The following is a 24,152-nucleotide window of genomic DNA, read 5'->3' as shown; positions in this document are numbered from 1 at the left end:
CCGGCGCGGCACAGGACCGCTCCGACGCGACCCCGACCCCCGCACCGCCACGCCTGCGTGGCTCGGTGCGCCCGGACTTCCCATACATCGTGTTGTGCTCCAAGTCTCCCCGGTTCCGCACTGCGGACACGATAGCCCCTCGCCGACGGTCGCGGGACCCATCGGCGGACGCCTGGGCACGGCCGCGTCCCCCTTATGCTCGAATCGTGACCTTCCTGCACCTGCTCGTGCTGGCGGTGGGCGTGCTCGTCGCCCTCGTCGCCGCCGACCTCCTCAGCCATGCGGACATCGGGCCATGGCCGGTCGGCGTGGTCACGATCCTTCTCATCCCCCTGGCGGGCTGGCTCTACAGCGCCTGGCTCCTGGCCTTCACCGTCGGCGCAGCGCTGGGGATCTCGATCGTCCTCGTCGGCTCGTGGGGTCGGACGTTCCTCCGCCGACGACACACCCGACGGGAGATGGCCCGCCGACGGAAGGCGGCCCGCGCCGCGCAGCTGGGCGGCGACCCTCACCGGCTCCGGTGACGCCATCAGCACCGGTGACGCCATCGGTACCCGTGACGCCATCAGCTCGGGTGGCACTCCGGTCGCGGTCCGGTGACCACGCGGTCGGACGGCGACGACACCCGGTCGGACGACACCCGGTCAGAGGGGGATGATCAGCACGCGGCCATCGTCCCGGCCGCCGATCTCCTCAACCGTCCCCGCGACCTCTGATCCCGCGTCGGCCCCCGCGAGCACGATCGCGTCGGCCCGCCCGTACGGTGCCAGGCGCCGGCCGGGCAGCAGATCGACCACCTCGGAGCCGTCCGCGTCCCGCCGCAGCCGGCCGGGCAGTGCGTGCAGACCGCCGCGGCGCGAGTGCTCTGCTCCCAGGTCATCATCACCGAGGCGCACTCGACGCGGTGCGGCCTCGATGCCGGCGAGCAGCGGCCGGACGAACAGGTGGTAGCCGACCAGCGCGCCGACCGGGGTGCCGGGCAGATGGATGATGGGGGTCCCGTCCGGGAGCCGTCCGACGCCCTGCGGGCCGCCCGGCCGCAGCGCCAGGTGCTCGAAGCGCGAGGTGTCGTCGCCCCGGTCCCCCAGCAGCGTCTTGACCACGTCGAAGGCGCCGTGGCCGATCCCGCCGGTGGTGAGCACCAGGTCGGACCGCTCGGCGGCGACATCCAGGGTGCTGCGCAGCTGGGCGTGGTCGTCGCCGCTGTGCAGGGCCCGCGCCTCGGCGCCGTCGGCGGTCAGGGCGGCTCCGAGCATCGTCCCGTTCGATTCGCGCACGGCCCCCGGGGCGGCGTCCTCTCCCGCGAGCTCGTCCCCGGTGACCACGACCGCGACCCGCGGTGACCGCAGGACCGGGAGCGTCGGCAGTCCGAGGGCGCGGACCAGACCGATCAGACCGCCGCTGACCCGGTCCCCGGCCCGGGCGAGCACCGCGCCCCGGGCGACCTCCTCCCCGACGGCCAGGATGTGGCGGCCCGCAGCGGGCATCTGCTGGAGGCGGATGGTGACGGCGGCCGGCGTCGGGCCGAAGGGGTCGGCGTCGGTCGCCTCGACCTCGACGACCGCGTCGGCCCCCGGGGGCACCGGCGCACCCGTCATGATGCGGGCGGCCGTGCCCGGGGCGAGGGCGCCGACCGCGCCCGGCCGGGCAGGGAGCTCGGTGCTCACCGGCAGGGTGATCGCGCCGCGGACGCCGTCCTCCCCCTGCAGGTCCTCCCGCCGCACGGCGAAGCCGTCCATCGCGGCGATCGGCAGAGCCGGGAGATCCTCGGGGCTGTGGACGTCGGCGTCCAGCACGGCGCCGACGGCCTCGTGCACCGGGGCGTCGAGACCCACGCGCGGCAGGATGATCTCCCGCTGCAGCAGATCTCGCCATTGCCAGGGGTCGACACGGGCGTCGGTCATGGTCCTCCTCGGGGCCGTGAGAGCGGGCACCCGACCATGATCCCCCATCTCGCGCCCCTCTCCTCCGATCCTCCGACTCTGCCCTCCGTCACCCCCTCGCACGACTCGCGCACCTGCCCACGCGGGGGTCCTGGGGTGCATGATGGGGGCATGCGTGAGATCCGTTTCGATCGCTTCGGCGGTCCCGACGTCCTGACCCTGCACTCCGACGCCCCGACTCCGGAGCCGGGGCCCGAAGAGCTGCTGGTCCGCGTCGCCTACGTCGGCCTGAACCCCTTGGACTACAAGATCCGCGACGGCTCGTCCGGGCGGGCGAAGGATCTTCAGCTGCCCGCGGGCACCGGTCGGGAGATGGCCGGCACCGTGCTCAGCGCCGGGTCGGACCTCGATGATGCCGAGCTCGGTTCCCGCGGCCTCACCCCCGGCACCCGCGTCTTCGGCATGCGGGCACCGGCTGATCATCGCGGCGTGGCCGCCGAGGTGATCGCGATCGCGGCCGACGAGCTCGCTCCCATCCCTGACGAGATCGACGACGCGGACCTCCCTCGCTGGGCCGGGCTGGCCCTGGTGGGTCTGACCGCGATCGCCACCATCGAGGACACCGCACGGATCCGGTCCGGGCAGACGGTGCTCGTCCACGGCGGCAGCGGCGGGGTGGGCCAGCTGCTGATCCCGATGGCCCTCGAGGCCGGGGCAGCACAGGTGTGGGCCACCGGGCGCGCCACCAACGCAGAGCGGATCCGCGACCTGGGCGCGACCCCGATCGCCTATGACACCGAGGACTGGCAGGCGGAGATCCACCGCCGGACCGATGGCCGTGGCGTGGACGTCGTCCTCGACACCCACTATCACTCGACCTTCGTGCCCAGCCTCGACCACGTCGTCGGCAGCGGCCTCGTGGTCACCCTGCCGACGCTGGCGGACCTCAGCCCCGCGCAGGAGCGCGGTGTCGAGGCGAAGGTGCCCCGTCTCCGGCCGGGCCGGGACCGCCTGGACCGCCTGGTGCAGGGGATCCGTGCGGGCCGCTATCCGCTGGAGGTCTCCCAGGTGCTGCCGCTGGCGGAGATCGCCGAGGCCCATCGTCTGCTCGAGGACGGCCACACGCGCGGCAAGCTGGTGCTCGACGCCCAGGCCTGACCGCCCCCATGGACGGTGATGCCGGACACATGTCCAGCAGGTAGCCTGGTCGGTATGGTTCCGCGCCCCCTCGACGATCCCGATGCCGCGGTCCGCGCGCTCGAGCCGGTCCTGCAGAGCTCCGGCTGGGCGCTGCTGAACTCGTTGCCGCCCTACCGCGAGCAGGATGCCCTGCGTCAGGGCGCCCGGCTGCGCGGGGCCGGCCATTCCCCGGAGCTGGTCTCCGCCGTGATGACGCAGTCGCGGCTGCGGGCACGGGCGGCCGACAAGTTCGGCGAATTCGCCTCCTCGATGCTGTTCACACCGCACGGCCTCGAACAGGCGACCCGACTGCCGGTCGCGGCGATGCACGCGGAGCGCTTCCAGCGCGCAGGCGTCGCCTCGGTCGCGGATCTCGGCTGCGGGATCGGCGGGGATGCCATGGCGCTGGCGGGCCTGGGCCTGCAGGTGCGGGCCGTGGACCGCGACCCGCTCGCCGTCGCCGTCGCCACCATGAACCTGCGCTCCTTCCCGGCGGCCACGGTGCATCTGGGCCGGGCCGAGGGCCACGACCCCACCGACACCGAGGGCATCTGGCTGGACCCGGCCCGTCGTGCCCCGACCCGCAGCGGCACGCGGCGGCTGCACGACCCCGAGGAGTACGAGCCACCGCTGTCGGCCGTCATCGATCTCGCCCATCGCCTCGGCCGCGACGGAGAGGCCGGGCCATTGGGCGCGAAGCTCGGTCCCGGCATCGACCGTGATGCGCTCCCGCACGACATCGAGACCCAGTGGCTGTCCTTCCACGGGCAGGTCCTCGAGGCCACCGCCTGGTTCGGTCCGCTCGCCCGGGAGGGTGTGACCTCCTCGGCGGTTCTCATCGACCGGGCCGGGGCGCACCGCCTGGACCGCGGCGCGGAGGCGATTCCCGATCCCGCGCCCGGTGCGCTCGGCGATCATCTCTACGAGCCCGACGGAGCGGTGATCCGCGCGGGCCTGATCGGGTGCCTGGCCACCGAGCTGGGAGCCCGCACGCTCGATGAGACCATCGCCTATCTCACCGGGGACCGCCGGGTCGACACGCCCTTCGCCCGCGGCTATGCCGTGCGCGACGTGATGCCGTTCGGGCTGAAGCGGCTGACCTCCTATCTGCGCGAGCATCACCTCGGGGTGCTCGAGATCAAGAAGCGCGGCACGGCGGTCGAGCCCGATGAGCTGCGCCGCAAGCTCCGACCGCGCCGGTTCGGGCACGAGGCGGCCACCCTGATCCTCACCCGCATCGCCGGGGAGCAGTCCATCATCATCGCCTCCCCGCACGGCGCCCCCGGCACCTCGGAGGGGCCGACGACATGACCGGCGAGGACGGCGGCACCGGCGGGACCGGCGGCACCGGCCCCGGGGGCACCGCCGGCCCGCATCGCCGCCTCCTCGCCGTGCTGTTGCTGATCGCCGCTCTGGGCGGGCTCGGCCTGGCCACCCTCGGTGCCTCCGCCGAGCGCGCCGGGGACCCCGTCTACGTCGGCGATGCCACCCGGGACCTGCCCAGCTTCGTCACCCGCGAGGCGGAGGAGATGCCGACGTTCGAGACCGCCGCGCCCCCGGAGCAGCCCCCGCGCCCGGACCGCTCGGGCACCGCGGTGACCACCGCCCTCATCGTGCTCGGCGTGATCCTCGCGATCGTCGCCGCCTGGGTGATCCACCGGATGCGCCAGCTCGCCCGTCCCGCACCGCCCCTGGCCGACGAGGCCGATGAGGACGAGCTGACCGTCACGCAGGTCCGCGCCGCCTTCGAGGACGCTCGAGGGCATCTGTCGACGGTGGTCGAGGCCCATGATGCGGTGATCGCGGCCTGGCTGGCCCTGGAGCGGGCGATCGCCGCCGCCGGCGTCCGACGTCGGCCTTCCCAGACCACCCTCGAATTCGTGGTGGCGGTGCTGGCGACCCTGCAGCTGGACCGCTCCGCCCTGGACCGGCTCGCCCATCTGTACCGTCGGGCGCTGTTCGACGACCAGCCGCTGGTCGAGGCCGACCGCGAGGACGCGATCGAGCTGCTCGACCGTCTCACCACCGATCTCGACGCCCGCGTCGAGGAGGGGGCGGGATGATGCGGAACCTGCTGCCGCTGCTGTGGCGCCTGGGGGTCGGCGTCGGCATCGCCCTGCTCGTCGTCGGCGTCTTCACCCTGTTCGACCTGCTGATCCCGCTGCCGGTGCCGATCGCGCTGGGCTTCGCCGGCGGGACGATCTGGTGGATCACCCGGTCGGAGGCGTCACGCGCCGACGAGCTGGACGCCCCCGAGCTGGATCTGGACGTCGACTACGCGCTGCCCCACTCCCGGGACATGCGGGTGCGGCGCCTCGAGGATCTCGTCCACGGTGCCCAGCCCTCGCGCCGCATGACCTCGCGCGGGCTGGCCCGCACCCTCGGTGACGTCGCCGATGAGCGCGCCCACGACCCCGAGGCCCCGCCGCTCAGCGCCGGCCTGACCCGTCTGATCGCCGAATCCCGTCATCCCGACGCCGAGAACCATCCCGTCGGCCCCATCGACCGACGCACCCTGCACCGCTATCTACGAGAGCTCGCCGCCGCCGGCGAGGAGAGGGATCGATGAATCACCCCACCCCCCTGTCCCCTGCCGAGGCGACCGCCGCCGCCCAGCGCGTGCTCGATGCCGTCGAGACCGCCGTGGTCGGCAAGCGGGAGTCCCTCGAGATGGTGCTGACCGGGATCCTCGCCGGAGGTCACGTGCTGCTCGAGGACCTGCCAGGGCTCGGCAAGACCCTCGCCGCACGGTCCTTCGCCCAAGCGCTGGGCCTGCCCTTCACCCGCGCTCAGTTCACCCCGGACCTGCTGCCGGCGGACCTCACCGGCGCCGAGGTCTTCGACCAGCGCACCGGTGAGTTCGTGTTCCGCCCCGGCCCGGTGTTCACCGGCCTGCTGCTGGCCGACGAGATCAACCGCACGCCGCCGAAGACCCAGTCGGCCCTGCTGGAGGCCATGCAGGAGCATCAGGTCTCCGTCGAGGGCACCACCCGCAAGCTGCCACAGCCCTTCCACGTGCTGGCCACCGCCAACCCCGTCGAGCACGAGGGCACCTACCCGCTGCCCGAGGCCCAGCTGGACCGCTTCCTGCTGCGGCTGTCCTTCGGGTACCCGACCGCGGCTCAGGAGTGGGACGTCGTCTCGCGCCGGATCGATCGCCGCCGCGAGGACCAGACGGTCGCCGAAGTACTCGACGCCGACGGGCTGCTCGGGGTCCAGGCCGCGGTGGAGGACGTGCACGTCGAGGACTCGGTGGGCCACTACGCGGTCGAACTGGTCGCCGCCACCCGCAGCCACCAGCACGCCCTGGTCGGTGCATCCCCCCGCGGCACCCTCGCCCTGATCACCTGCGCCCGGGCGCTCGCCCTGATCCGGGGCCGGACCTACATCGTTCCCGAGGACGTCAAGATGCTCGCCCACCCGGCGCTCGACCACCGCGTCACGGTCAAGCCCGAGCTGTGGCTGCAGAACGCCACCGGTGCGGGCGTCGTCGACTCGGTCCTGGACCAGGTCCCGGTGCCGGTCGCCGAGGACGACCCGTCGGGCGGCGCAGGGGCCGGGGCCCGCGCCCCGTCGGGCGCCACGGCGTGACCACCTCCCCGCCCGGGCCGCACGGTCGGCCGACCGGACCGCCTCGGGTGCCGACCAGGCCGACCGCCGCGCTGGTGCGTGCTGCGGTGATCGGGTGCGCCTGCCTGGCACTGGCGGTTCTGGTGGGACGGCCGGTGATCATCCTCGCCGGCCTGCCGCTGCTGGTGTGGACGCTGGTCGCCGTCGCCCGTCGGGTCGCGCGCGGGGAGGAGCACGGCACGGTGGCGGCCACCGTGACACCCAATCGCCGTTCCATCGAGGAGGGCGGTACAGCAGCCGTCTCGGTCCGGACCGCTCCGGGCGTGCTGACCGCGGCCACGATCCCGCTGCCGCCCCACTCCCGCTTCTCACCCCGGCACGGCTCCGCGGCCGGCGACGGGTCGCTCCGGCTGCGCGTCAGTGCTCAGCGGTGGGGTCGGATCCGTGTGGGGCCGGTGCACGTGCTGGTCAGCGATGCCTTCGGCGCATTCCGCGCCCAACAGCGGCTGCCGCGGCTGGATGTGCAGGTGATCCCGCACTCGACGGTGCTCGAAGCGCCCGTGGAGGTCCCGACGCCGATCGGGATCAGCGGGATGCATCTGTCCCGGCGGCGCGGCGACGGCACCGCCCTGTCGGAGGTGCGGGCGTTCCGCCCCGGTGACCGGCTCCACCGCATCAACTGGCGCGTCTCCAACCGCACCGGCACGCTGCACACCAACGCGACCTTCACCGAGCAGGACACCGACGTCCTGCTCGTCACCGATACCATCGCGGACGTCGCCGCGGCCCCCTGGAGCGGCGAGAGCGCCCCCACCAGCCTCGACATGACGATCCGGGCGACCTCCGCGGTGGCCAGGCACTACCTCACCGCCGGCGATCGGGTCTCGGTGTTCGACATCGGGCACCTGATCGGTCCGATCCGGCCGGGCACCGGACCGCGGCAGCTGCGCGTGCTCACCGACGCCCTCGCCCGGGCGACCCGCGAGGACGGTCGCGCCCGCCCCGCCCGTCGGCTGCGCACGGTGCGGCCCGGCACCCTGACGGTGGTCTGCTCCCCGCTGCTGCACGCCGAGGCCATCGCGCAGATCGGGGTCCTCGTGGCGCACGGGGCGGACGTCATCGTCGTGGACACGCTCCCGCCGAGCATCGGCGACGTGTCCGTGCTGAAGGGCAAGCCGCTGCGCCTGGACGGCAAGGTCTCGGACCGGTTCTGGCCGGAGGCGTGGGCGCTGCGCCGCCTGCTGCGCGAGAGGACCGTGCGGGAGCTGCGCGAGTCCGGGGTCCCGGTGACGGCCTGGGAGGGCCCGTCCTCGCTGGCCCCGGTGCTGCTGTCGCTGTCGGCGGCGCGGTCAGCGCCGCGGATGAGGAGGTCGTGATGCGTCTGGGAGGTCTGGTCGATCCGATCGCAGGGCGGTTGCTGGAGCTGCAGAAGGTCAGCGGCACGCAGTGGGTGCTGCGCCTGCTGGGCGTGGCCGGGATGCTCCTGGCCCTGTCCGTCGCGATGCCGGGCGGTCTGGCCGAGAACGTCGGGGCCGTGTTCGTGCTGCTGGCCGTCGCGATCTCGCTGTCCGTGCAGATGTTCCGCCCGGACAGCGACGTCGGGCTGCTGGCACCGGCGGTGATCATCCTGGTCCTGGCCGGTCAGGGGGATCTGACGGTGCTGCGGGCAGCGATGGTGGGGCTCGCGCTGCTGGTCTCCCACGCAGCCTTCGCGCTGGCCGCGACGATCCCGGTCCACGGGGTGTTCGATCGCTCGGCGTGGCTGCTCAGCGGCCGAGGCCTGCTGATGGTGCTCGCCGTGAGCGTGGTGGCCGGACTTCTCGTCGTGGTGCTCTCGGGGATCCACCTGGGGCCGTGGATGCTGATCGTGGGGGTCCTCGCCGTGCTCGCGCTGTTCTGCACGGTGCTGCCCCGGGCTCGGTGAGGTCAGCAGGGGCCACGGAGACCGGGGCTGGCTGCGGCGGGCGCGGGCCGGGGCCGGCGTGAGCCGAGGCCGGCTCGGGCCGGGGCCGACGTGGACCGAGGCGGGTGCGGGCCGAGGCCGACGGCGCGACCCCGGTTCACCGACCCCACTGCGGGCGCGGCGTCTGCGGCCCTTCATAGGGCCGGTCCCCCACCTCGGCCTGCAGCTGGGCCAGGCGCTTCTCGAGATCGGCGCGGATCACGGCATGCTCGGGATCGTCCGCGATGTTGGTGAGCTCGGCAGGGTCGGCGACCACGTCGTACATCTCCCACTCGGGCTCGCGGATCGCGTCGGAGGAGCCGGGTGCCCCCATCCCGTCGCCGTAGTAGTGGATCAGCTTGTGAGTGCTGGTGCGGATGCCGTAATGAGCGGGGGCGCGGTGGGAGGGATCCTCGTGCTCCCAGTAGCGGTAGTACATGGCGTCCGGCCAGGCCCCGCGCGTGGCATCGTCGGCGGTGCCGTCCAGCAGCGGGAGCAGGCTGCGACCCTGCTGGTCCGGGAGCGACTCGTCGGGGTCGAGGCCGCAGGCGTCGAGCAGCGTGGCGGCGAGGTCGACGTTGGTGGCGAGCTCCTCGACCACCGATCCGGCGGCGATCTGCGCCGGCCACCGCACCATCATCGGCATCTGCAGGGACTGGTCGAACATCAGCCGTTTGTCGAACCAGCCGTGGTCGCCGAGGAAGAACCCCTGGTCGGAGGTGTAGACCACGATCGTGTTCTCCGCGAGTCCGCGGGATTCGAGGTCGGCGAGCACTCTGCCGGTGGAGTCGTCGATCGCCTGGATCGTCTGGAGATAGTCGCGCATGTACAGCTGGTAGTTGCGACGGGTGCGAGCCTCCCGGTGCTCCTCGCCCTCGAGCTCGGGCGGCATCGGCTGCTTGAGGTCGTTCTCCGTGAGGTCGTCGGCGATGCTCATGCGCACGTCGCGGACGGCGCGGCTCATGCCCGAGTGGTCATCGAACAGGGTGTCCGGCTCGGGGATCGAGTCCAGCGGGTAGAGGTCCGCGTGGCGGGGGTGGGGGATCCAGTTGCGATGCGGGGCCTTGTGGTGCAGCAGAAGGCAGAAGGGGGCGTCGGGGTTCTCGTCCTGGGTGCGATCGAGCCAGTCGAGCGCCAGGTCGGTGACGGTGTCGGTGGCATAGCCGGGGACCACCTCGTCCACGCGCTCCCCCGCGGCGTCGATGCCGTACATGACCGGATCGTTGTACTCGCCCTGACCGCGGTAGATGCGCCACTCGTCGAACCCCTGCGGGTCGTTGTGCGCCTCATGGCCGAGGTGCCACTTGCCGAACAGGGCGGTACGGTACCCGCATTCGTGCAGGACCTGCGGGAACGTGCGCACCCGGTAGTCGAAGCCGGAGTAGATCGTGGCGGCGCCGTTGATGTGCGAGTAGGTGCCCGAGAGGATGGTGGCACGGCTCGGGGTGCAGATCGAGTTGGTGCAGTACAGCGAGTCGAGCCGTGCGCCCTGCGCGGCGATCCGGTCGAGGTTCGGGGTGGAGTTGACCCGGCCGGAGTAGGCGCTGATGGCGTGAGCGGCATGGTCGTCGGTGAGGATGAAGACGATGTTGGGCCGGGCTCCGTCATGACCGTCGACGCCCGAGGTCGCGCCCGGGCTGGGGGCGGTCTGCGGGGTGGCGCCCTCGGCGGCAGCCGGGGCGTTCCTGTCGGCGGTCGTGTCGGCGACGCTGCTGGGGTGCGGGGTCTTCATCGGCTCCATCGGTCCATTCTGTCACCGGTCTCGGAAGCATCCCCTCGCCGACGCGCTCCGTGCAGCGGGCGTGCCGCCGGTGCCCGTCGCGTCACCCCGCACGGGGGTACGCGTCGCCAGGGTCCCCATCATCGGGCGGCGGGACCGTCGGCAGCGGGTCGGCGGGCGGCCCGTCGGCCGGTGCGGAGTCGACGGGCGGCTGAAGCGCGGGGGCGGACGAGGTGTATCGGTGTCCCGTCGGCGTGGTGATCGTCAAGGTGCTCGGTTCGCCGTCGGCCCCGGGCTGCTGGGTGGTCGTCCAGCCGGGGATCTCCTTGACCAGGTTGAAGCGCTGGCAGTGCCCGATGCCGTTGTCGGCGGTCGTTGCGCCGCCGTCTGCGTAACGGGTCGCGTGATCGATGTCGTGGATGGCCGCATCGCACCAGGGCGTGCGGCAGCGCTGGTCCCGCTGCAGGATGAAGCGGCGGACCTCCCCGCGGAACAGCCTCCTGCGCGGATCGGCGGCGACCAGCTCCCCGGTGCGGGGATCGGTGTACAGGCGTCGGATCCAGCGGGCGGCGTTCGTCAGGTCGTTCGGCGAGGGCCCGGTCGGCCCGGCCCGTCGCTCTGGTTCGCATGGGGCTCGTTCCGGATCCTCCGTCGCGTCCGGTCCGTGCGCAAGCTCGTCCTGCACGGCGTGCTCCGGGGCTGCTCCGGCCTGACCGTCGTCGACCCCGCTCAACTCGGTCTCATCCGGGTCCGGCGACCTGCGAATGCCTGCGGGGCTCGAGGCGACACCCAAGGCGATGTCTCGGGCGAGGCGGCCCGGGATCGGGTGCCCGTCCATCCACGCCGCCCGGTCGTCGTCGTTCAGCAGCGTCGTATCCGTCATCAGCAGGTTGACCTCGACCGGAATCTCATCGACGGTCTTCGCACCGGTGACGCGCTCGACGAGCGTATCGGCCATGATCTGCCCCTTGCTCCGCTCATCGCCCGAGCTCTTCGCGGATTTCGCCACCTGGGTGAGCGTCTTGTATGCGGCGACGCCGTCCTTCGTCGGCAGCACAGAGCGGAGGATCGACATGCCATCGGGAGCGGGCCGGAGCGACGTCCTCCGATCGGCCACGGCCCTCTTCGCCCGAGCCACGGCCGCCGCGGGGTCAAGCTCCTGAGCGCGGGCACGAGTGACGTTCCCGGTGCGCGTCGCGGTGAGCGTCGGCAGTCGAGGCTCCAGCTCGGCATCGATCTGTGCCCGCTTGTCATCGTCGAGCACGAACACGTTCTTGGCGACCTCCTGTGCGGCCCATTCGCTGATCTCGCCGCGCTCGAGCAGACTCGTGGTGCGCGGCAGAGTCTCGATCAGAACGCGATGCAGAGCCACCTGACCGGAGGCCTGCGTGGGGGTGATGCGACGAGCCATCGCTATCTGGTCGGCAACCCCACGACCGCGTAGTGCACGGGGGACGTCCTGGCGTCGCTGCAGATCGACCTGCGAGTCCCGGAACGCGATCTCGGCATGGGCCTGGGCTGCGCTGATCGTGCCCTTCGCCCGTTCGAGCGAGCTGATGGTGTCGATCAGATCCGGATCGGAGACCCTCTTCAGGTCGTCGGCTCGGGGAGCCCGCTCGAGGAGCGCAGCCAGGGACGCGTTCCACTCCTGCACTGAGGTTGCCATGGTCGCCTCCTCTCCCGTTCTCGGAGCTATCGCCCCGTCCCGTCGAACCCTTGTTCGTTCCTGCGCTTCCAGCGTCGCCCGCAGGCAGGAGCTCGGCAATGTTCGATGCCCAGATGTGGACAAGGGTGCTGTGTGGAGGAAAGACGAATCGATGTCCGCGCCGTCGGAACCTCGGTCGAAGGGGCGCAACCGCGATGGCACGCAAAGCGCCGATCTCGATCGTCGCGCGGCCACGGGCAGACAACGCAGAGCGCCCATCGCCGCGTCGACGATGGGCGCTCATGAGACGCGCAGCCCGCAACGCTGCTCAGGTCTCGCGATGTGTCGCCTCAGGGTCCTGCGGGCCCTCTGTCTCCGCCGTGCGCTCCGGAACCCACGGGTCCTCGTTCTCGTCCACCGGCACATCACCGTCGACCAGTCGGGATTCCAGCGACTTCGAGTAGACCGGAATCGGGTCCGACGCGACCTCGATCGTGCCGTCGATGTCCTGCCACGGGCCGCCGGCCACGGAGAACTGACCGCTGAACGTCGTCGTCAACGTGACGTCGTACCACCCCTCGTACCGGTAGGTTCCCGAGACGGCCTCCGACGGATACGGCTCCCCCGCATCCGTCGTCGTGATCGTGTTCCCGTCGCCGAGATCCCAGTGGTAGGACACCGGGACCGCACGCACGGACACCGGCACGCCGAGGACCTCGGTCGCCAGAGTCTGCGACTGGGACTCCGCGTAGAGCACGTTGACCATGTTGACCGGCAACCAGCCATCTTCCGGACCTGCACTCGCGACAAGTGGCTCGACTTCCATCGACTCGAAGTCGCTCCGCGTGATAGTGATGACGACGGGCTCCGACGACCCTTCAGCTGGTGCCCCACCGCCGCCGCGGGCTGTGCAGTCGAACCCGAGCAGCTCCTCAGAATCGGCCTGCGTGTCCACCCTGACCCGCTCTGAAGTCAGGTATCCCTCACCGTCAGCGGCGACGGTATCCATGAGCCCGCACCCCATATTGGCGAGATTGCAGACCGTGCCAACTGACGCGTCACCGTCATCCGGAAGGTCCTCGCAGGTGTATTTGCTGTTGGTGCCGAGCGCACGAGAGGTGACATAAACGTCCGGCGTTACACCATTCGACGAACTTGAAGGCTCGCCACCACTTCCAGCTTGCCCGTATCTCAAATCACTCTCAGCCAGCGAGCGCCCAACGCCTAGCGCGCCGTCATCAATAATAGATGAAACACCTCCATCTCCACCCGATCCATTATCCGCGCCCCCCAAAGCCGGGAAGGGCTGAATATTCACCGTTTCCGCATTCGCTATCGGAGCAACAGTCACAACCATCAGGAATGAAATGCCCAGTAATAGCCAGGAGTAGACCCCTCGAAGCTTACGGAACAAACACCTATCACTCACTCCCTGCCTCCCCAAACGACATGCCGCCGATCACCCAACTCCCGTCAACCCAGGTGACCCCCGCAATAGCCGTGTAGTCAGTGGCCTCCGCATGGAGGACTTCTTTCGAGTCGCCAGGAGCCTCATGCTTGCCGACAGTGAATATGTATCCGATTTCATAATCAAAGTTTTCGGACTCGTAATGAGTAATCCCGAAGTCCGAAATCTCCACAGGACCCCAGGTCAACCCGTCCTCAAATCCATCGATCTGCGTCTCGAACTTTTCGCACGCTTCGCAGCCTTCAGAATAGAGCTCACCTGCCCGCGAGGAATCCCCCGTCTGGTACCCCCAGTACACGTTTGCGAAGTAGAAACGAACAGCCTGCTCCGCCCCTTCCGGCGTGTTCTCGTCCATGCCCGGGAAGTCGGCAGGATCCGGCGGCGGGATGTCCGGAGCGGCCTGCGTCGAGCCGTCGTCCTCGCCGCCGGCGTCACTGACTGCGGTCCCGTCGTCGCTCCCAGCATCGGCGCCACCGGCGTCGCCGGCACCGCCCCCGTCGCTGGCACCACCGTCATCGCCGGCGCCGCCGTCATCACTGCCGGCGTTGATCTCGGGCGGCGGCTCGGTCACGGGGCCGTCACCACGGTCTCCGCAGGCTGCGAGCCCGACGGCAAGGGCGGCAGTGGCCACGGCGGCCAGGAGTCGTCGGGACATGCGGGAACCTTCCAGCTGTGTGTCAGATCACCGTGACCTTACCGGGCACGGAAACTCCCCACCACCGGTTCGGCGGGACTGTGGACAACTGCCCTCGTGGGGAGTTCGCGACCATCGCTGGATCCGCTGCTCGCCCGGACGTCTTTGTTCCCGTTCGCGCGACGCCCGTGAGAAGCCTCCCTGTGCCCTCCCCAGCACGACCGGGCAGGGCTACCGTGAGCTTCATGTGGCAGATGATGGACCTCCTGTACGCGCACAAGAAGGACATGGTCGCGCCGGAGGACGCCCTTCCGGGCCGGGACCGCTATCCCTACGCTCTCGAGCGCGAGCACCTCGTGCTGGGCACCGACATGCTCGGCCCGGACTCCCCCACCGATCCGCGTCCGTGGCCGGAGGGCACCGACGAGATCATCCTGGCGGGCGGCTGCTTCTGGGGCATCGAGCGCATCGCCTGGCAGATCCCCGGTGTGCACACCACGTCCTCGGGCTACGCCGGCGGCTACACGCCCCACCCCACGTATGAAGAGGTCTTCTCGGCGAAGACCGGCCATACCGAGGCCGTCCGCGTCATCTACTCCGGCGGCGAGGAGACCCTGCGGGCCCTGCTCACGCAGTTCTGGCAGCAGCACGACCCGACCACCGCGAACCGCCAGGGCAACGACGTCGGCACCGAGTACCGCAGCGCCGTGTACTGGACGTCCGAGAGCCAGGGCGAGGTGGTCCGCGATTCCGTCGCGCGCTACCAGGACGCCCTCGACGAGGCCGGCCGCGGCCGCATCACCACGGAGCTGAAGCCCTTGGCCGAGGCCGGGGACGGCGTCTACTACACGGGCGAGCCCGTCCACCAGCAGTACCTGCACGTGAACCCCGGCGGGTACTGCAACCACGGTTTCAACGGCGTGGCCTGCTCCCTGGGCTGAACCTCACGGCGTGGCGACGTCGAGATCGGACAGGTCGAGGACGAAGCGGTAGCGCACGTCGCCTCGAGCGAGCCGTTCGAGAGACTCTTCGACCCGTGACGACGGGAGGATCTCGATGTCGGCGACCACGTCGTGCTCCGCGCAGAACTCGAGCAGCTGTGCCGTCTGCGGCATCCCTCCGCTCCCGGCCGATGTGAGCCTCTTGCGGCCGATCAGCAGATCCGTCGTCTCGATGGAGACGGTTCCGAGGTGGCCGAGCTGCGCCAAGGTGCCGTCGAGCGCGAGCAGATCGAGATACGGCCCGAGATCATGGGCGATCGCGACCGTGTCCAGCACGACATCGAACCGTCCCCGCGCCGCACCCATGGTGCCGCTGTCGCCGGAGACGAGGAGCTCATCGGCCCCGAGCCGACGCACATCCGCGGCCTTGTCCGCAGAACGGCTGACGACCGTGGTCCGGGCACCGAGCGCCACCGCCAGCTTGACCGCGAGATGCCCGAGCCCGCCCAGACCCACGACCGCGACGCGCGTTCCGGGTCCGACGCCGAGCGCTCGCAGCGGCTCCCAGACGGTGATGCCGGCGCACAGCAGCGGGGCCGCAGCAGCGGGGTCGAGCCCCTCGGGCAGGCGATGGGCGAAGTCCTCTCGCAGGACGTACTCGCGGGCGAAGGCCCCGAGGGTCACCGTGCCGTCCCGCCGGTCCGCGCCCCCGTAGGTCAGCGTCGGGAACTCGCGGCAGAAGTTCTCCTGCCCCGCCTCGCACATGTCGCAGCGGAGGCACGCATCGACGATGTTTCCGACCGCGACGGCATCGCCGACGGCGAAGCGCTCCGCCTCCCGCCCCACCTCCGTGACGACACCGGTGAACTCATGGCCCGGCACCAGGAGTGGCGTGGATTCGCCACCGTGCTCGCGCAGCGCGTGCAGGTCGCTGTGGCAGACGCCGCAGTAGTCGATCCGCACGGCGATGTCGTCCGGACGCAGGTCGCGCCGCTCCAGCAGGGTCCTTCGGAGCACCCCGGATCCATCCGCGGCCCATCCTCGAGTGCTTCGCATCAGATCTCCTTCAAACAGACTGTTCGGTCTGTCCAGTGTGCACCCTCCGTGCGACCGAAGCAAACCAACCGTTCTGTTCAGTAATGTGGGGTGATGACCGACAAGGAGCTGACAGCACGTGGGGCCGCGACCCGGGCACGGATCATCGACGCGGCGACGGAGGAGTTCGCCGTGCACGGCATCGCCGGGGCACGGGTGGAGCGCATCGTCGCGGCAGCCCGCACCAACAAGGCCCAGCTCTACGACTACTTCGGAAGCAAGGACGGCTTGTTCGACGCGATCTTCGAAGCCTCCTTGGAGAGGATCGTCGAAGTCGTCCCGATCGACTCCTCGGACCTTCCGGACTGGGCGGTCCGCCTCTACGACGAGTACCTCCGACAGCCCGCGCTCATTCGGCTCGCCACATGGACCCGCCTCGAGCGGAGGCCCACCGGGCATCTCGTCCAGGAGGGAGACCGCCGGGACGATCGCAAGCTGCGCTTCATCGCCGACGCCCAAGCAGCCGGAACCGTGCGGGACGGCGAGCCGTTCGACATCATGGCACTGGTCATCGGGATGTCCATGGCCTGGTCGCCGGTCAGCAACGTCTACGCCGCCACGTCGGACGAGCCCGAGCACGTCCACCGGGCCCGCCGCGATCTGCTGCGCGAGAGCGTCCGACGCGCGGTGATGACCGACTGACGCCCGCCCCGAGCCTCCGGCGAGGTCAGTCGGCCACGGCTCCAGGGGCCGGGGACGCCCGATCGGGCAGACCGTCCCCGTGGTCACCGCCCATGAGGTTGCGTCGACCCTCGATCTCCGGTCCTCCGGCCGGGCGGGCCGGAGCAGGGGCGGCGCCCATCAGCTGGGCGGCGAAGCCGCCTGCCTCGCGGGGCATCGGCGCGCCGGCACCGCCGGGACCGCACGCGGAGGCCGCTGCCGACCGCGGTGCCTCCGACGCACCGCCGACCTGGGCGAAGCGCGTCATCTGATCCGTGCTCGGATAGGCCCAGCTGACCACGATGTCCAGCCCCAGCACCGTCACCGGCAGCACCGCGTCCCCCACGGCCTCCAGCATCTCCCGCACCGGTTCGCACTCCTCGAAGGCCCAGGCGTCCTCGTCCTGGAAGTAGACGGTGATCGGGTGGCCGTCGAGAGCGAGCGCGGCGGCCTCGTCCAGGAAGGCCTCCTGCTGCTCGGGATCCGGCGGCGGGGAGGGCAGGAAGATGTCCAGGGCCGCCAGCTGCGCGGGTTCATCCACAGAGGTCATGGACCCCACGGTAGCCCTCAGGTCGCCGGACCACGGCAGCCCTCGGGTCGCCGGACCACGGCAGCCCTCGGGTCACCGGATCGCGGCAGCCCTCGGGTCACCGGAGCGCGGCAGCCCTCGGGTCACCGGAGCGCGGCGGTCCGTCCGGTCTCCGCGGCCGCATCGAGGGTGCGCCCCAGCGGGCGGTAGTGCTCGTGGACCGCCGCACGGTAGGCGTCGGCGTCCCCCGCCTCGAGGGCGACGAGCATGGCGCGGTGGGCCTCGACCGTGTCCAGGATGTCCTCCGCCGGGGCCAGCCCCAACATCGGCACCGCCGTCGTGTGGATCTCCCAGAAGGCCTGGGCGAGCTGGCGCATGAGGCCGTTGGCCAGGTCCGCGAAGAGGGTGCTATGGAAGGCCGCGTCGGCCTGCGGGAACGGCTCGCCCCGGCCAGCCAGCGTCCGCATCTCCTCCACGAGCGACTCGAGCTCGGGATTGACGGTGCCGCGGTAGATGTCGACGAGCTGATCGGCGACGGACAGATCGATCGCGATGCGCAGCTCCACCACTTCCCGCAGGGCCCGCAGGTCATTGCCGTCGTCGAGCCGGGCGCGGAACAGCAGGCCGTTGACCAGCGGAGCGAGCGAGAGCTGGCCCACGAAGGTCCCGTGCCCGTGGCGCACCTCGACGATGTCCAGCGAGGCGAGCGTGCGCATGGCCTCGCGCACGGAGGAGCGGGAGATCTCCAAGCGCTCGCACAGCGCGGTCTCGGTGGGCATCGGATCCCCCGGGACCAGCCCCTCGGCCAGGATGAGCTCCTGGATGCGCTCGACGGCGCTGCCGCCGGCCCCCTTCGTGCGAACCATGTCGTCTCCTCCCCGATGCACAGCCGTGTGCGGTGCATCACTCCATCGTGCCTGTTCTGCCTCGTCCCGCGTCGTCCCGGTCCGTATCGACCGCACCGGGGCCGTCTCGGCCCCGTGCGGATCGCTCGTCGGCCCGGACGACCACCCGCTGGTCGCAACGCCCGCCCCGTGGTGGCGATCACTGTCGTGGTGATGTACTCTCTCTGGTCATCAGACATCATACGTCTGATCTTCGCGGAGAGGCGAACCGTCGTCTCTCGCGGAGGGGATCCGGACGGGTCCCGACGACGGGCTCCACCACGGGACCCGACGACGGGTCCATCCCGGAATCCGACGACGGGGTCAGGACAGATCCCGACGACGGGGTTTTTCCACGACCCCGACGCCCCGGGGCGTCGGGACCAACCCAATGAAGGGATGTCACCACGGTGAACACGAACTCCACCGGCCCCATGGGCCGACGCGGATTCCTCCGCGGCTCCGCCGTCCTCGCCGGTGCCGCCGGGATCGTCGCAGGCATCGGCGCCTGCGCTCCGAAGGACACCGGCTCCGGCAGCGGAGGCGGATCCGACTCCGGTGGCGCTCCCGCCGGCGAAGCGGACCCGGACGGTCACCTCACCGCCGCCATCAGCTACGAGCTGGGGACCAACGGCTTCGATCCGATGACGACGTCGGCCGCCCTGACGGTCGCGGTCAACTGGCACACGCTCGAGGGCCTGACCGAGCTGCATCCCGTCACCCGCGAGGTGTACGCGGCGCTGGCGACCGAGATCCCCAGCGCCGACGGCACCAGCGTCGACGTGACGCTGCGCGACGGCGCGGTCTTCCACGACGGCTCCCCGGTGACCACCGACGACGTGGTCTTCTCGTTCGAGCGCGTGCTGAACCCGGACAACGCCTCGCTGTACGCCCAGTTCATCTCCTTCATCGAGGGGGTCGAGAAGAAGGACGACACCACCGTCACCTTCAGCCTGACCAGCCCCACCGGCGTGTTCGCCGAGCGGCTCTCCACGGTGAAGATCGTGCCGCAGGCCGCGGTCGAGGCAGATCCGAAGGCCTTCGACTCGAATCCGATCGGCACCGGCCCCTGGACGATGACCGACAGCGGCGCCGCCTCCAAGATCGTCGAGTTCGAGCGGTTCGACGACTACACCGGCCCCATGCCCGCGAAGGCCGGCACCATGAGCTGGCAGATCATCCCCGATGCGGCCACCCGCACCAACGCGCTGCAGTCGCAGACCGTCCAGGCCATCGACTCGGTGCCCTACCTGTCGATCGACGGACTCAAGGCCACCAGCGACGTCGAGTCCGTCGGCGGCTTCGGGCTGCTGTTCGCGATGTTCAACAATGCGCCGGACAATCCCTTCAACGATCTGAAGAACCGCCAGGCGTTCCTCTACGCGATCGACATGGACAAGGTCATCGAGACCGGTCTGAGCGGTCAGGCGACGGCGGCGAGCTGCTTCGTCCAGCCCGAGCACCCGAACTACAAGGAGGCCTCGACGGTCTACTCGCTCGATGCGGAGAAGGCCAAGGCCCTGTTCGCCGAGACCGGGCTGGCCTCCTTCCGGATGCTGGTCACCGACCACGGCTGGGTCCAGCAGGTCACCCCGATCATCCAGGAGTCGCTGACCGCCCTGGGCATCGACGTCGCCTTCGAGCAGAAGCAGTCCGCCGACGTGTACAACACGATCGACTCCGACCCCGATGCGTACGACGTGGTGATCGCCCCCGGCGACCCCTCCGTCTTCGGCAACGACCCCGACCTGCTCATGCGCTGGTGGTACGGCAACGACATCTGGACCGACACCCGCATGCACTGGAAGGGCGAGGGCGCCTACGACGAGGTCCAGGAGCTGCTGACGAAGGGCCTGGAGACGGCCGACGCCGCCGAGCAGGAGAAGGTCTGGAGCCAGCTGTTCGACCTGCTCTCGGACGAGGTGCCGCTGTACCCGCTGTTCCACCGCAAGTCGCCCACCGCCTGGGACGGCAGCACCCTGGTCGACTTCCAGCCGATCTCCCTGACGGGACTGAGCTTCGTGGACGTCGCGACCACGGCCTCGGCCTGAACCGTCCCGTGCCGGGGCCGACCCGCCGTCGGCCCCGGCACCCGCCGACCTCCTGCAGACCCGCCACCCCACCGGAGGACCTCCCGTGTCCCAACTCGTCCGCCTGATCGGACGGCGCCTGGTCGCGCTGCCGATCATGATCCTCGGCGCCGCGCTGCTGGTGTTCGTCATCATGTCCTTCTCGCCCTCGGATCCCGCCCGACGCGCGCTCGGCCCGTCGGCCTCCCCGAAGGCGCTGGACATCTATCGCGAGGCCAACGGCCTCAACGACCCCCTGCTGCAGCGATACTTCTCCTTCGTCGCCGGCTGGTTCCGGGGCGATCTCGGCACGACCAGCGGCAATGTCCCCGTCACCGAGGTCGTCGCCCAGGCCTTCCCGATCACGCTGCAGCTGACCTTCCTGGGGCTGCTGATCGCCATCGTGATCTCCGCGGTGCTCGGCGTGCTGGCCGCCCTGTTCCGCGACGGCTGGGTCGACCAGATCATCCGCGTGTTCTCCATCGCCTCGCTGGCGACCCCCTCGTTCTGGCTGGCGATCCTCATGATCCAGTGGCTCGGCGAGGTGCCCGGCGGCTGGGGGATCTTCCCCGCCCTGGTCTCGCGGTGGGTCCCGTTGACCGAGGACCCCGCCGCCTACGTGCGCAGCATCGCGCTGCCGGCGCTGGCCCTCGGCGTCCCGGTGGCGGGCTCGCTGATCCGCGTGGTCCGCACGGCCATGGTCGAGGAGCTGGACCGCGACTACGTGCGCACCGCCATCGGCGCCGGCGTCCCGTACCCGGTGGTGATCAGCCGCAACGTGCTGCGCAACGCCCTGATCACCCCGGTGACCGTGCTCGGCCTGCGGGTGGGCTACCTGATGGGCGGTGCCGTGGTCATCGAGATCATCTTCAACATCCAGGCCATGGGGCAGCTCATCCTCGACGGCGTCACCCGCAACGACGTGTTCCTCGTCCAGGGCGTGACCCTCGTCGTCGCGATCGCCTTCATCGTCGTGAACATCTTCGTGGATCTGCTGTACGTCCTCATCAACCCCCGCATCAGGAGCATCTGACATGCGACCGAAGCTCGGATCCCGCCTCCAGGCCGTCAGCGGCCGGCCGCTGGCACCCCTCACCGCCCTGCCCTGGCCCAGCCGTATCGCCGTCACCTTCCTGATGCTGCTGGTCCTGGTGGCGATCGCCGCTCCGGTGGCCGCCCCGTACGATCCGCTGGCGACCGGAACCCCCGTGCTGCCGCCGAGCGGGGAGCACTGGATGGGCACGGACGCCATCGGCCGCGACATCTTCTCCCGCGTCGTGCACGGCGCCCGCGCCTCCCTGCTGATCGGCCTGCTCGCGACCGCCGCTGCCCTGGTGGCCGCGATGGTGCTGGGCTCCTTCGCCGCCACGGCGTCGAAGATCCCCTCCGAGATCCTGATGCGCACGCTCGATGTGGTCATGTCCTTCCCCGGCATCGCCCTGGCCGCCGTGTTCGTGGCGGTCTTCGGCACCTCGCTGCCGGTGCTGATCTTCGCGATCGGCTTCATCTACGTCCCCCAGCTGGCCCGGGTGATCCGCGGCAACGTCCTGGCGCAGTTCGGCGAGGACTACGTGGCGGCCTCGCAGGTGATGGGCGCCTCGACCCCGTGGATCCTGGTCAAGCACGTGGCTCGCAACTGCATCGCGCCGATCATGGTCTTCGCGACCGTGCTGGTCGCCGACGCGATCGTGCTCGAGGCCTCGCTGTCCTTCATCAACGCGGGCGTGCCGCCGCCGGACCCCTCCTGGGGCAACATCCTCGCCGAGGGCAAGCAGCTGCTGCTGTCCGGCTACTGGTGGCCGACGTTCTTCCCCGGCCTGGCGATCCTGCTGACCGTGCTCTCGCTGAACATCCTCTCCGAAGGGCTCACCGATGCCATGGCGAGCCCGCGGATCCGCACGAAGGTCGACGTCGAGGCCGACGAGCGCGCCGAGGAGCAATCTGCCGAACGCTCCGCCGAGGAGTCCGTCGAGCGATCGGACGAGAAACCCGCCGGAGGGCTCGGCGCGAGAGACGAGGAGGCCTCGCACCGATTGCTGGTCGACTCCCTCGCCGCGCTGCGTCGGGCGGAGCTGTCGCGTCCGGAGCGTCCGGCGGTCGACGACTCGCAGCCTCCCCTGCTGCAGGTCGAGGACCTGCGCGTCGCCTTCCCGGAGGCGCACGGTGACATCGACATCCTCGACGGCATCTCCTTCGAGGTCCGCCCCGGCGAGACCATGGGGCTGGTCGGCGAATCCGGCTCCGGCAAGTCCGTGGCGTCGCTGGCCGTGATGGGGCTGCTGCCGACCACCGCACAGGTCAGCGGCTCGGTCGAGCTCGACGGCGTCGATCTGCTGACGCTTCCCTCGAAGCAGCTCAACGCCCTGCGCGGACACGAGATCGCGATGATCTACCAGGACGCGCTGAGCTCGCTGAACCCCTCGATGCTGATCCGCTCGCAGATGGCGCAGCTGACCCGCCGCGGCGGGACCCGCTCGGCCTCGGAGCTGCTGGAGCTGGTGGGACTGGAGCCGAAGCGCACCCTGTCCGCCTACCCGCACGAGCTCTCCGGAGGCCAGCGCCAGCGCGTGCTGATCGCGATGGCGCTGACCCGTGATCCGAAGCTGGTGATCGCCGACGAGCCGACCACCGCGCTGGACGTGACCGTGCAGAAGCAGGTCGTGGACCTGCTGAACTCCCTGCGCGAGGAGCTCGGCTTCGCGATGGTGTTCGTCAGCCATGACCTCGCCCTGGTCGCCCAGCTCGCCCACCGGGTGACGGTCATGTACGCGGGGCAGGTGATGGAGCAGGGCACCACCCACGAGATGCTCATCGATCCGCGCCACGAGTACACCCGCGGCCTGCTGGGCTCGGTGCTGTCGATCGAGGCCGGAGCCGACCGGCTCCACCAGGTCTCCGGCACCGTCCCCTCCCCCCGCGACTTCGCCGACGGCGACCGCTTCGCGCCGCGCTCGCTGGATCCGTCGGCCGATCCCACCACGCGCCCGCAGCTGCTGGGGATCGGTGCCTCCGGTCACCGCGTGGCCAGCACCGGGGCCGTCCCTGCTCCGCTCGCGCCCCTCGAAGGAGACCCGCGATGACCACCCCTTCCGCACCGCAGTCCGTCTCCGAACGCACCGGCGGGAACCCGCCCACCATCGAGCTGCAGGACGTGCACGTGGTGCACAAGCTGCGCACCGGCGGCCTCTTCCACCCGGACACCATCCGGGCGGTCGACGGCGTGAGCGTGTCCGTCCGCCGCGGCGAGGTGCTCGGCATCGTCGGCGAGTCCGGCTCGGGCAAATCGACCCTGGCCCGGGTGATGACCGGGCTGCAGCCCGTCACCAGCGGGAACGTCCTGTTCAACGGGGAGCCGATGCAGCGTGGGCGGGCTCGGCGCAAGGAGCTGGGCCGCACCGTCTCGGTGGTGTTCCAGGACCCGTCGACCGCCTTGAACCCGCGCCTGCCGGTGCGGGAGACGCTGATGGATCCGCTGCGCGTGCACGGCATCGGCACCGAGCCGCAGCGGCTGGCCCGCGTCCAGGAGCTGCTGCACCTGGTGGGCCTGCCCCAGTCGGCCATCGAGGTGATGCCCCGCCAGATCTCCGGCGGTCAGCGCCAGCGCGTCGCGATCGCCCGGGCCCTGGCCCTGGATCCGCAGATCATCGTCGCCGACGAGCCCACCAGCGCCCTCGACGTGTCGGTGCGCGCCCAGGTGCTGAACCTGCTGATGGACCTCAAGCGCGAGCTCGGCCTGGGCCTGGTGTTCATCTCCCACGACATCAGCACGGTCCGCTTCGTCTCGGACTCGATCATCGTGATGAACCACGGGAGGGTCGTCGAGCACGACGCCGCCCGGCGGATCTTCACCGATGCGCAGGACGAGTACACCTGCACCCTGCTCGCCGCTGCACCGTCGTTGCTCTGACGAGCCCGTCGGGCCCGTCCTCCCGG

General features: G+C 70.8%; 22 protein-coding genes. 14 read left to right on the top strand and 8 right to left on the bottom strand.

From position 1 onward, the window contains the following. Positions 1 to 206 precede the first annotated feature (206 nt). Positions 207 to 524 carry a hypothetical protein gene (locus JOF44_RS17585; protein ID WP_209894554.1) on the top strand — a complete coding sequence of 106 codons (318 nt, stop codon included), beginning with the start codon at positions 207 to 209 and terminating at the stop codon, positions 522 to 524. Between the two features lie 120 nt (positions 525 to 644). Here the strand turns inward: JOF44_RS17585 and JOF44_RS17580 are convergent, their stop codons facing one another. After that, positions 645 to 1,904: a molybdopterin molybdotransferase MoeA gene (locus tag JOF44_RS17580; RefSeq protein WP_209894551.1), complete on the bottom strand. Its 1,260-nt coding sequence runs from the start codon at positions 1,902 to 1,904 to the stop codon at positions 645 to 647. A 150-nt stretch (positions 1,905 to 2,054) separates the two neighbouring features. On the opposite strand from JOF44_RS17580, the gene JOF44_RS17575 reads away from it, so the two are divergent. From JOF44_RS17575 to JOF44_RS17545, 7 genes are read left to right on the top strand one after another with little or no spacing between them, the layout of a single operon-like run. Next, the gene (locus tag JOF44_RS17575) at positions 2,055 to 3,041 is read left to right on the top strand and encodes an NADP-dependent oxidoreductase (RefSeq protein WP_209894548.1); all 987 of its coding nucleotides are present in this window, start codon (positions 2,055 to 2,057) and stop codon (positions 3,039 to 3,041) included. Positions 3,042 to 3,095: 54 nt separating this feature from the next. Beyond that, positions 3,096 to 4,373 carry a THUMP-like domain-containing protein gene (locus tag JOF44_RS17570; protein ID WP_209894545.1) on the top strand — a complete coding sequence of 426 codons (1,278 nt, stop codon included), beginning with the start codon at positions 3,096 to 3,098 and terminating at the stop codon, positions 4,371 to 4,373. Continuing rightward, entirely contained in the window at positions 4,370 to 5,125 is a 756-nt protein-coding gene (locus JOF44_RS17565) for a DUF4129 domain-containing protein (protein ID WP_209894542.1), read from the top strand. The genes JOF44_RS17570 and JOF44_RS17565 overlap by 4 nt, the downstream gene beginning before the upstream one ends. Continuing rightward, positions 5,122 to 5,631 (top strand): hypothetical protein, encoded by a 510-nt coding sequence (locus tag JOF44_RS17560; protein ID WP_209894539.1) that lies wholly within the window; start codon positions 5,122 to 5,124, stop codon positions 5,629 to 5,631. The genes JOF44_RS17565 and JOF44_RS17560 overlap by 4 nt, the downstream gene beginning before the upstream one ends. Next, positions 5,628 to 6,653: an AAA family ATPase gene (locus tag JOF44_RS17555; protein ID WP_245349000.1), complete on the top strand. Its 1,026-nt coding sequence runs from the start codon at positions 5,628 to 5,630 to the stop codon at positions 6,651 to 6,653. The genes JOF44_RS17560 and JOF44_RS17555 overlap by 4 nt, the downstream gene beginning before the upstream one ends. A gap of 47 nt (positions 6,654 to 6,700) precedes the next feature. Beyond that, positions 6,701 to 8,008, top strand: a complete 1,308-nt coding sequence (locus JOF44_RS17550) for a DUF58 domain-containing protein (protein ID WP_342591826.1) — start codon at positions 6,701 to 6,703, stop codon at positions 8,006 to 8,008. Continuing rightward, complete coding sequence (locus tag JOF44_RS17545; protein ID WP_209894533.1) at positions 8,005 to 8,556, top strand: hypothetical protein; 552 nt, start codon at positions 8,005 to 8,007, stop codon at positions 8,554 to 8,556. Before JOF44_RS17550 ends, JOF44_RS17545 begins: the two co-directional genes overlap by 4 nt. A gap of 136 nt (positions 8,557 to 8,692) precedes the next feature. On the opposite strand, the gene JOF44_RS17540 is transcribed toward JOF44_RS17545, so the two are convergent. The 4 genes from JOF44_RS17540 to JOF44_RS17525 form a co-directional block, all read right to left on the bottom strand. Next, on the bottom strand, positions 8,693 to 10,315 hold the full coding sequence (locus tag JOF44_RS17540; RefSeq protein WP_245348999.1) for a sulfatase family protein: 1,623 nt from the start codon (positions 10,313 to 10,315) through the stop codon (positions 8,693 to 8,695). 82 nt (positions 10,316 to 10,397) lie between these two features. Next, positions 10,398 to 11,960: an HNH endonuclease signature motif containing protein gene (locus JOF44_RS17535; protein ID WP_209894530.1), complete on the bottom strand. Its 1,563-nt coding sequence runs from the start codon at positions 11,958 to 11,960 to the stop codon at positions 10,398 to 10,400. Positions 11,961 to 12,267: 307 nt separating this feature from the next. Next, positions 12,268 to 12,948, bottom strand: coding sequence for a PKD domain-containing protein (locus JOF44_RS17530; protein ID WP_245348998.1), 681 nt, complete (start codon positions 12,946 to 12,948; stop codon positions 12,268 to 12,270). Between the two features lie 412 nt (positions 12,949 to 13,360). Continuing rightward, complete coding sequence (locus JOF44_RS17525) at positions 13,361 to 14,062, bottom strand: DUF6318 family protein (RefSeq protein WP_209894527.1); 702 nt, start codon at positions 14,060 to 14,062, stop codon at positions 13,361 to 13,363. A gap of 224 nt (positions 14,063 to 14,286) precedes the next feature. Between JOF44_RS17525 and msrA the strand changes: the two genes are divergently transcribed. Then, complete coding sequence (gene msrA, locus JOF44_RS17520; protein ID WP_209894524.1) at positions 14,287 to 14,982, top strand: peptide-methionine (S)-S-oxide reductase MsrA; 696 nt, start codon at positions 14,287 to 14,289, stop codon at positions 14,980 to 14,982. Between the two features lie 3 nt (positions 14,983 to 14,985). Here the strand turns inward: msrA and JOF44_RS17515 are convergent, their stop codons facing one another. Then, positions 14,986 to 16,038 (bottom strand): NAD(P)-dependent alcohol dehydrogenase, encoded by a 1,053-nt coding sequence (locus JOF44_RS17515; protein ID WP_209894521.1) that lies wholly within the window; start codon positions 16,036 to 16,038, stop codon positions 14,986 to 14,988. A gap of 93 nt (positions 16,039 to 16,131) precedes the next feature. Between JOF44_RS17515 and JOF44_RS17510 the strand changes: the two genes are divergently transcribed. Continuing rightward, complete coding sequence (locus tag JOF44_RS17510; protein ID WP_209894518.1) at positions 16,132 to 16,719, top strand: TetR/AcrR family transcriptional regulator; 588 nt, start codon at positions 16,132 to 16,134, stop codon at positions 16,717 to 16,719. Positions 16,720 to 16,744: 25 nt separating this feature from the next. Here the strand turns inward: JOF44_RS17510 and JOF44_RS17505 are convergent, their stop codons facing one another. Further along, positions 16,745 to 17,287, bottom strand: coding sequence for an arsenic metallochaperone ArsD family protein (locus JOF44_RS17505; protein WP_209894515.1), 543 nt, complete (start codon positions 17,285 to 17,287; stop codon positions 16,745 to 16,747). Between the two features lie 122 nt (positions 17,288 to 17,409). Next, positions 17,410 to 18,132 (bottom strand): FadR/GntR family transcriptional regulator, encoded by a 723-nt coding sequence (locus JOF44_RS17500; protein WP_209894513.1) that lies wholly within the window; start codon positions 18,130 to 18,132, stop codon positions 17,410 to 17,412. Between the two features lie 428 nt (positions 18,133 to 18,560). Here JOF44_RS17500 and JOF44_RS17495 point away from each other — a divergent pair, with 428 nt between their 5' ends. The 4 genes from JOF44_RS17495 to JOF44_RS17480 all read left to right on the top strand — a co-directional run bounded on the left by JOF44_RS17495 (position 18,561) and on the right by JOF44_RS17480 (position 24,126). Then, positions 18,561 to 20,201, top strand: a complete 1,641-nt coding sequence (locus tag JOF44_RS17495; protein ID WP_342591825.1) for an ABC transporter substrate-binding protein — start codon at positions 18,561 to 18,563, stop codon at positions 20,199 to 20,201. A gap of 85 nt (positions 20,202 to 20,286) precedes the next feature. Next, positions 20,287 to 21,252: an ABC transporter permease gene (locus JOF44_RS17490; protein WP_209894511.1), complete on the top strand. Its 966-nt coding sequence runs from the start codon at positions 20,287 to 20,289 to the stop codon at positions 21,250 to 21,252. 1 nt (position 21,253) lies between these two features. Further along, positions 21,254 to 23,299, top strand: coding sequence for a dipeptide/oligopeptide/nickel ABC transporter permease/ATP-binding protein (locus JOF44_RS17485; RefSeq protein WP_209894508.1), 2,046 nt, complete (start codon positions 21,254 to 21,256; stop codon positions 23,297 to 23,299). After that, positions 23,296 to 24,126, top strand: a complete 831-nt coding sequence (locus JOF44_RS17480; RefSeq protein ID WP_209894506.1) for an ABC transporter ATP-binding protein — start codon at positions 23,296 to 23,298, stop codon at positions 24,124 to 24,126. Before JOF44_RS17485 ends, JOF44_RS17480 begins: the two co-directional genes overlap by 4 nt. The last annotated feature ends 26 nt before the right edge of the window (positions 24,127 to 24,152 follow it).

This window comes from Brachybacterium fresconis, assembly GCF_017876515.1.
Classification (GTDB): Bacteria; Actinomycetota; Actinomycetes; order Actinomycetales; family Dermabacteraceae; genus Brachybacterium; species Brachybacterium fresconis.
This window is presented reverse-complemented; position numbering and strand designations above follow the sequence as displayed.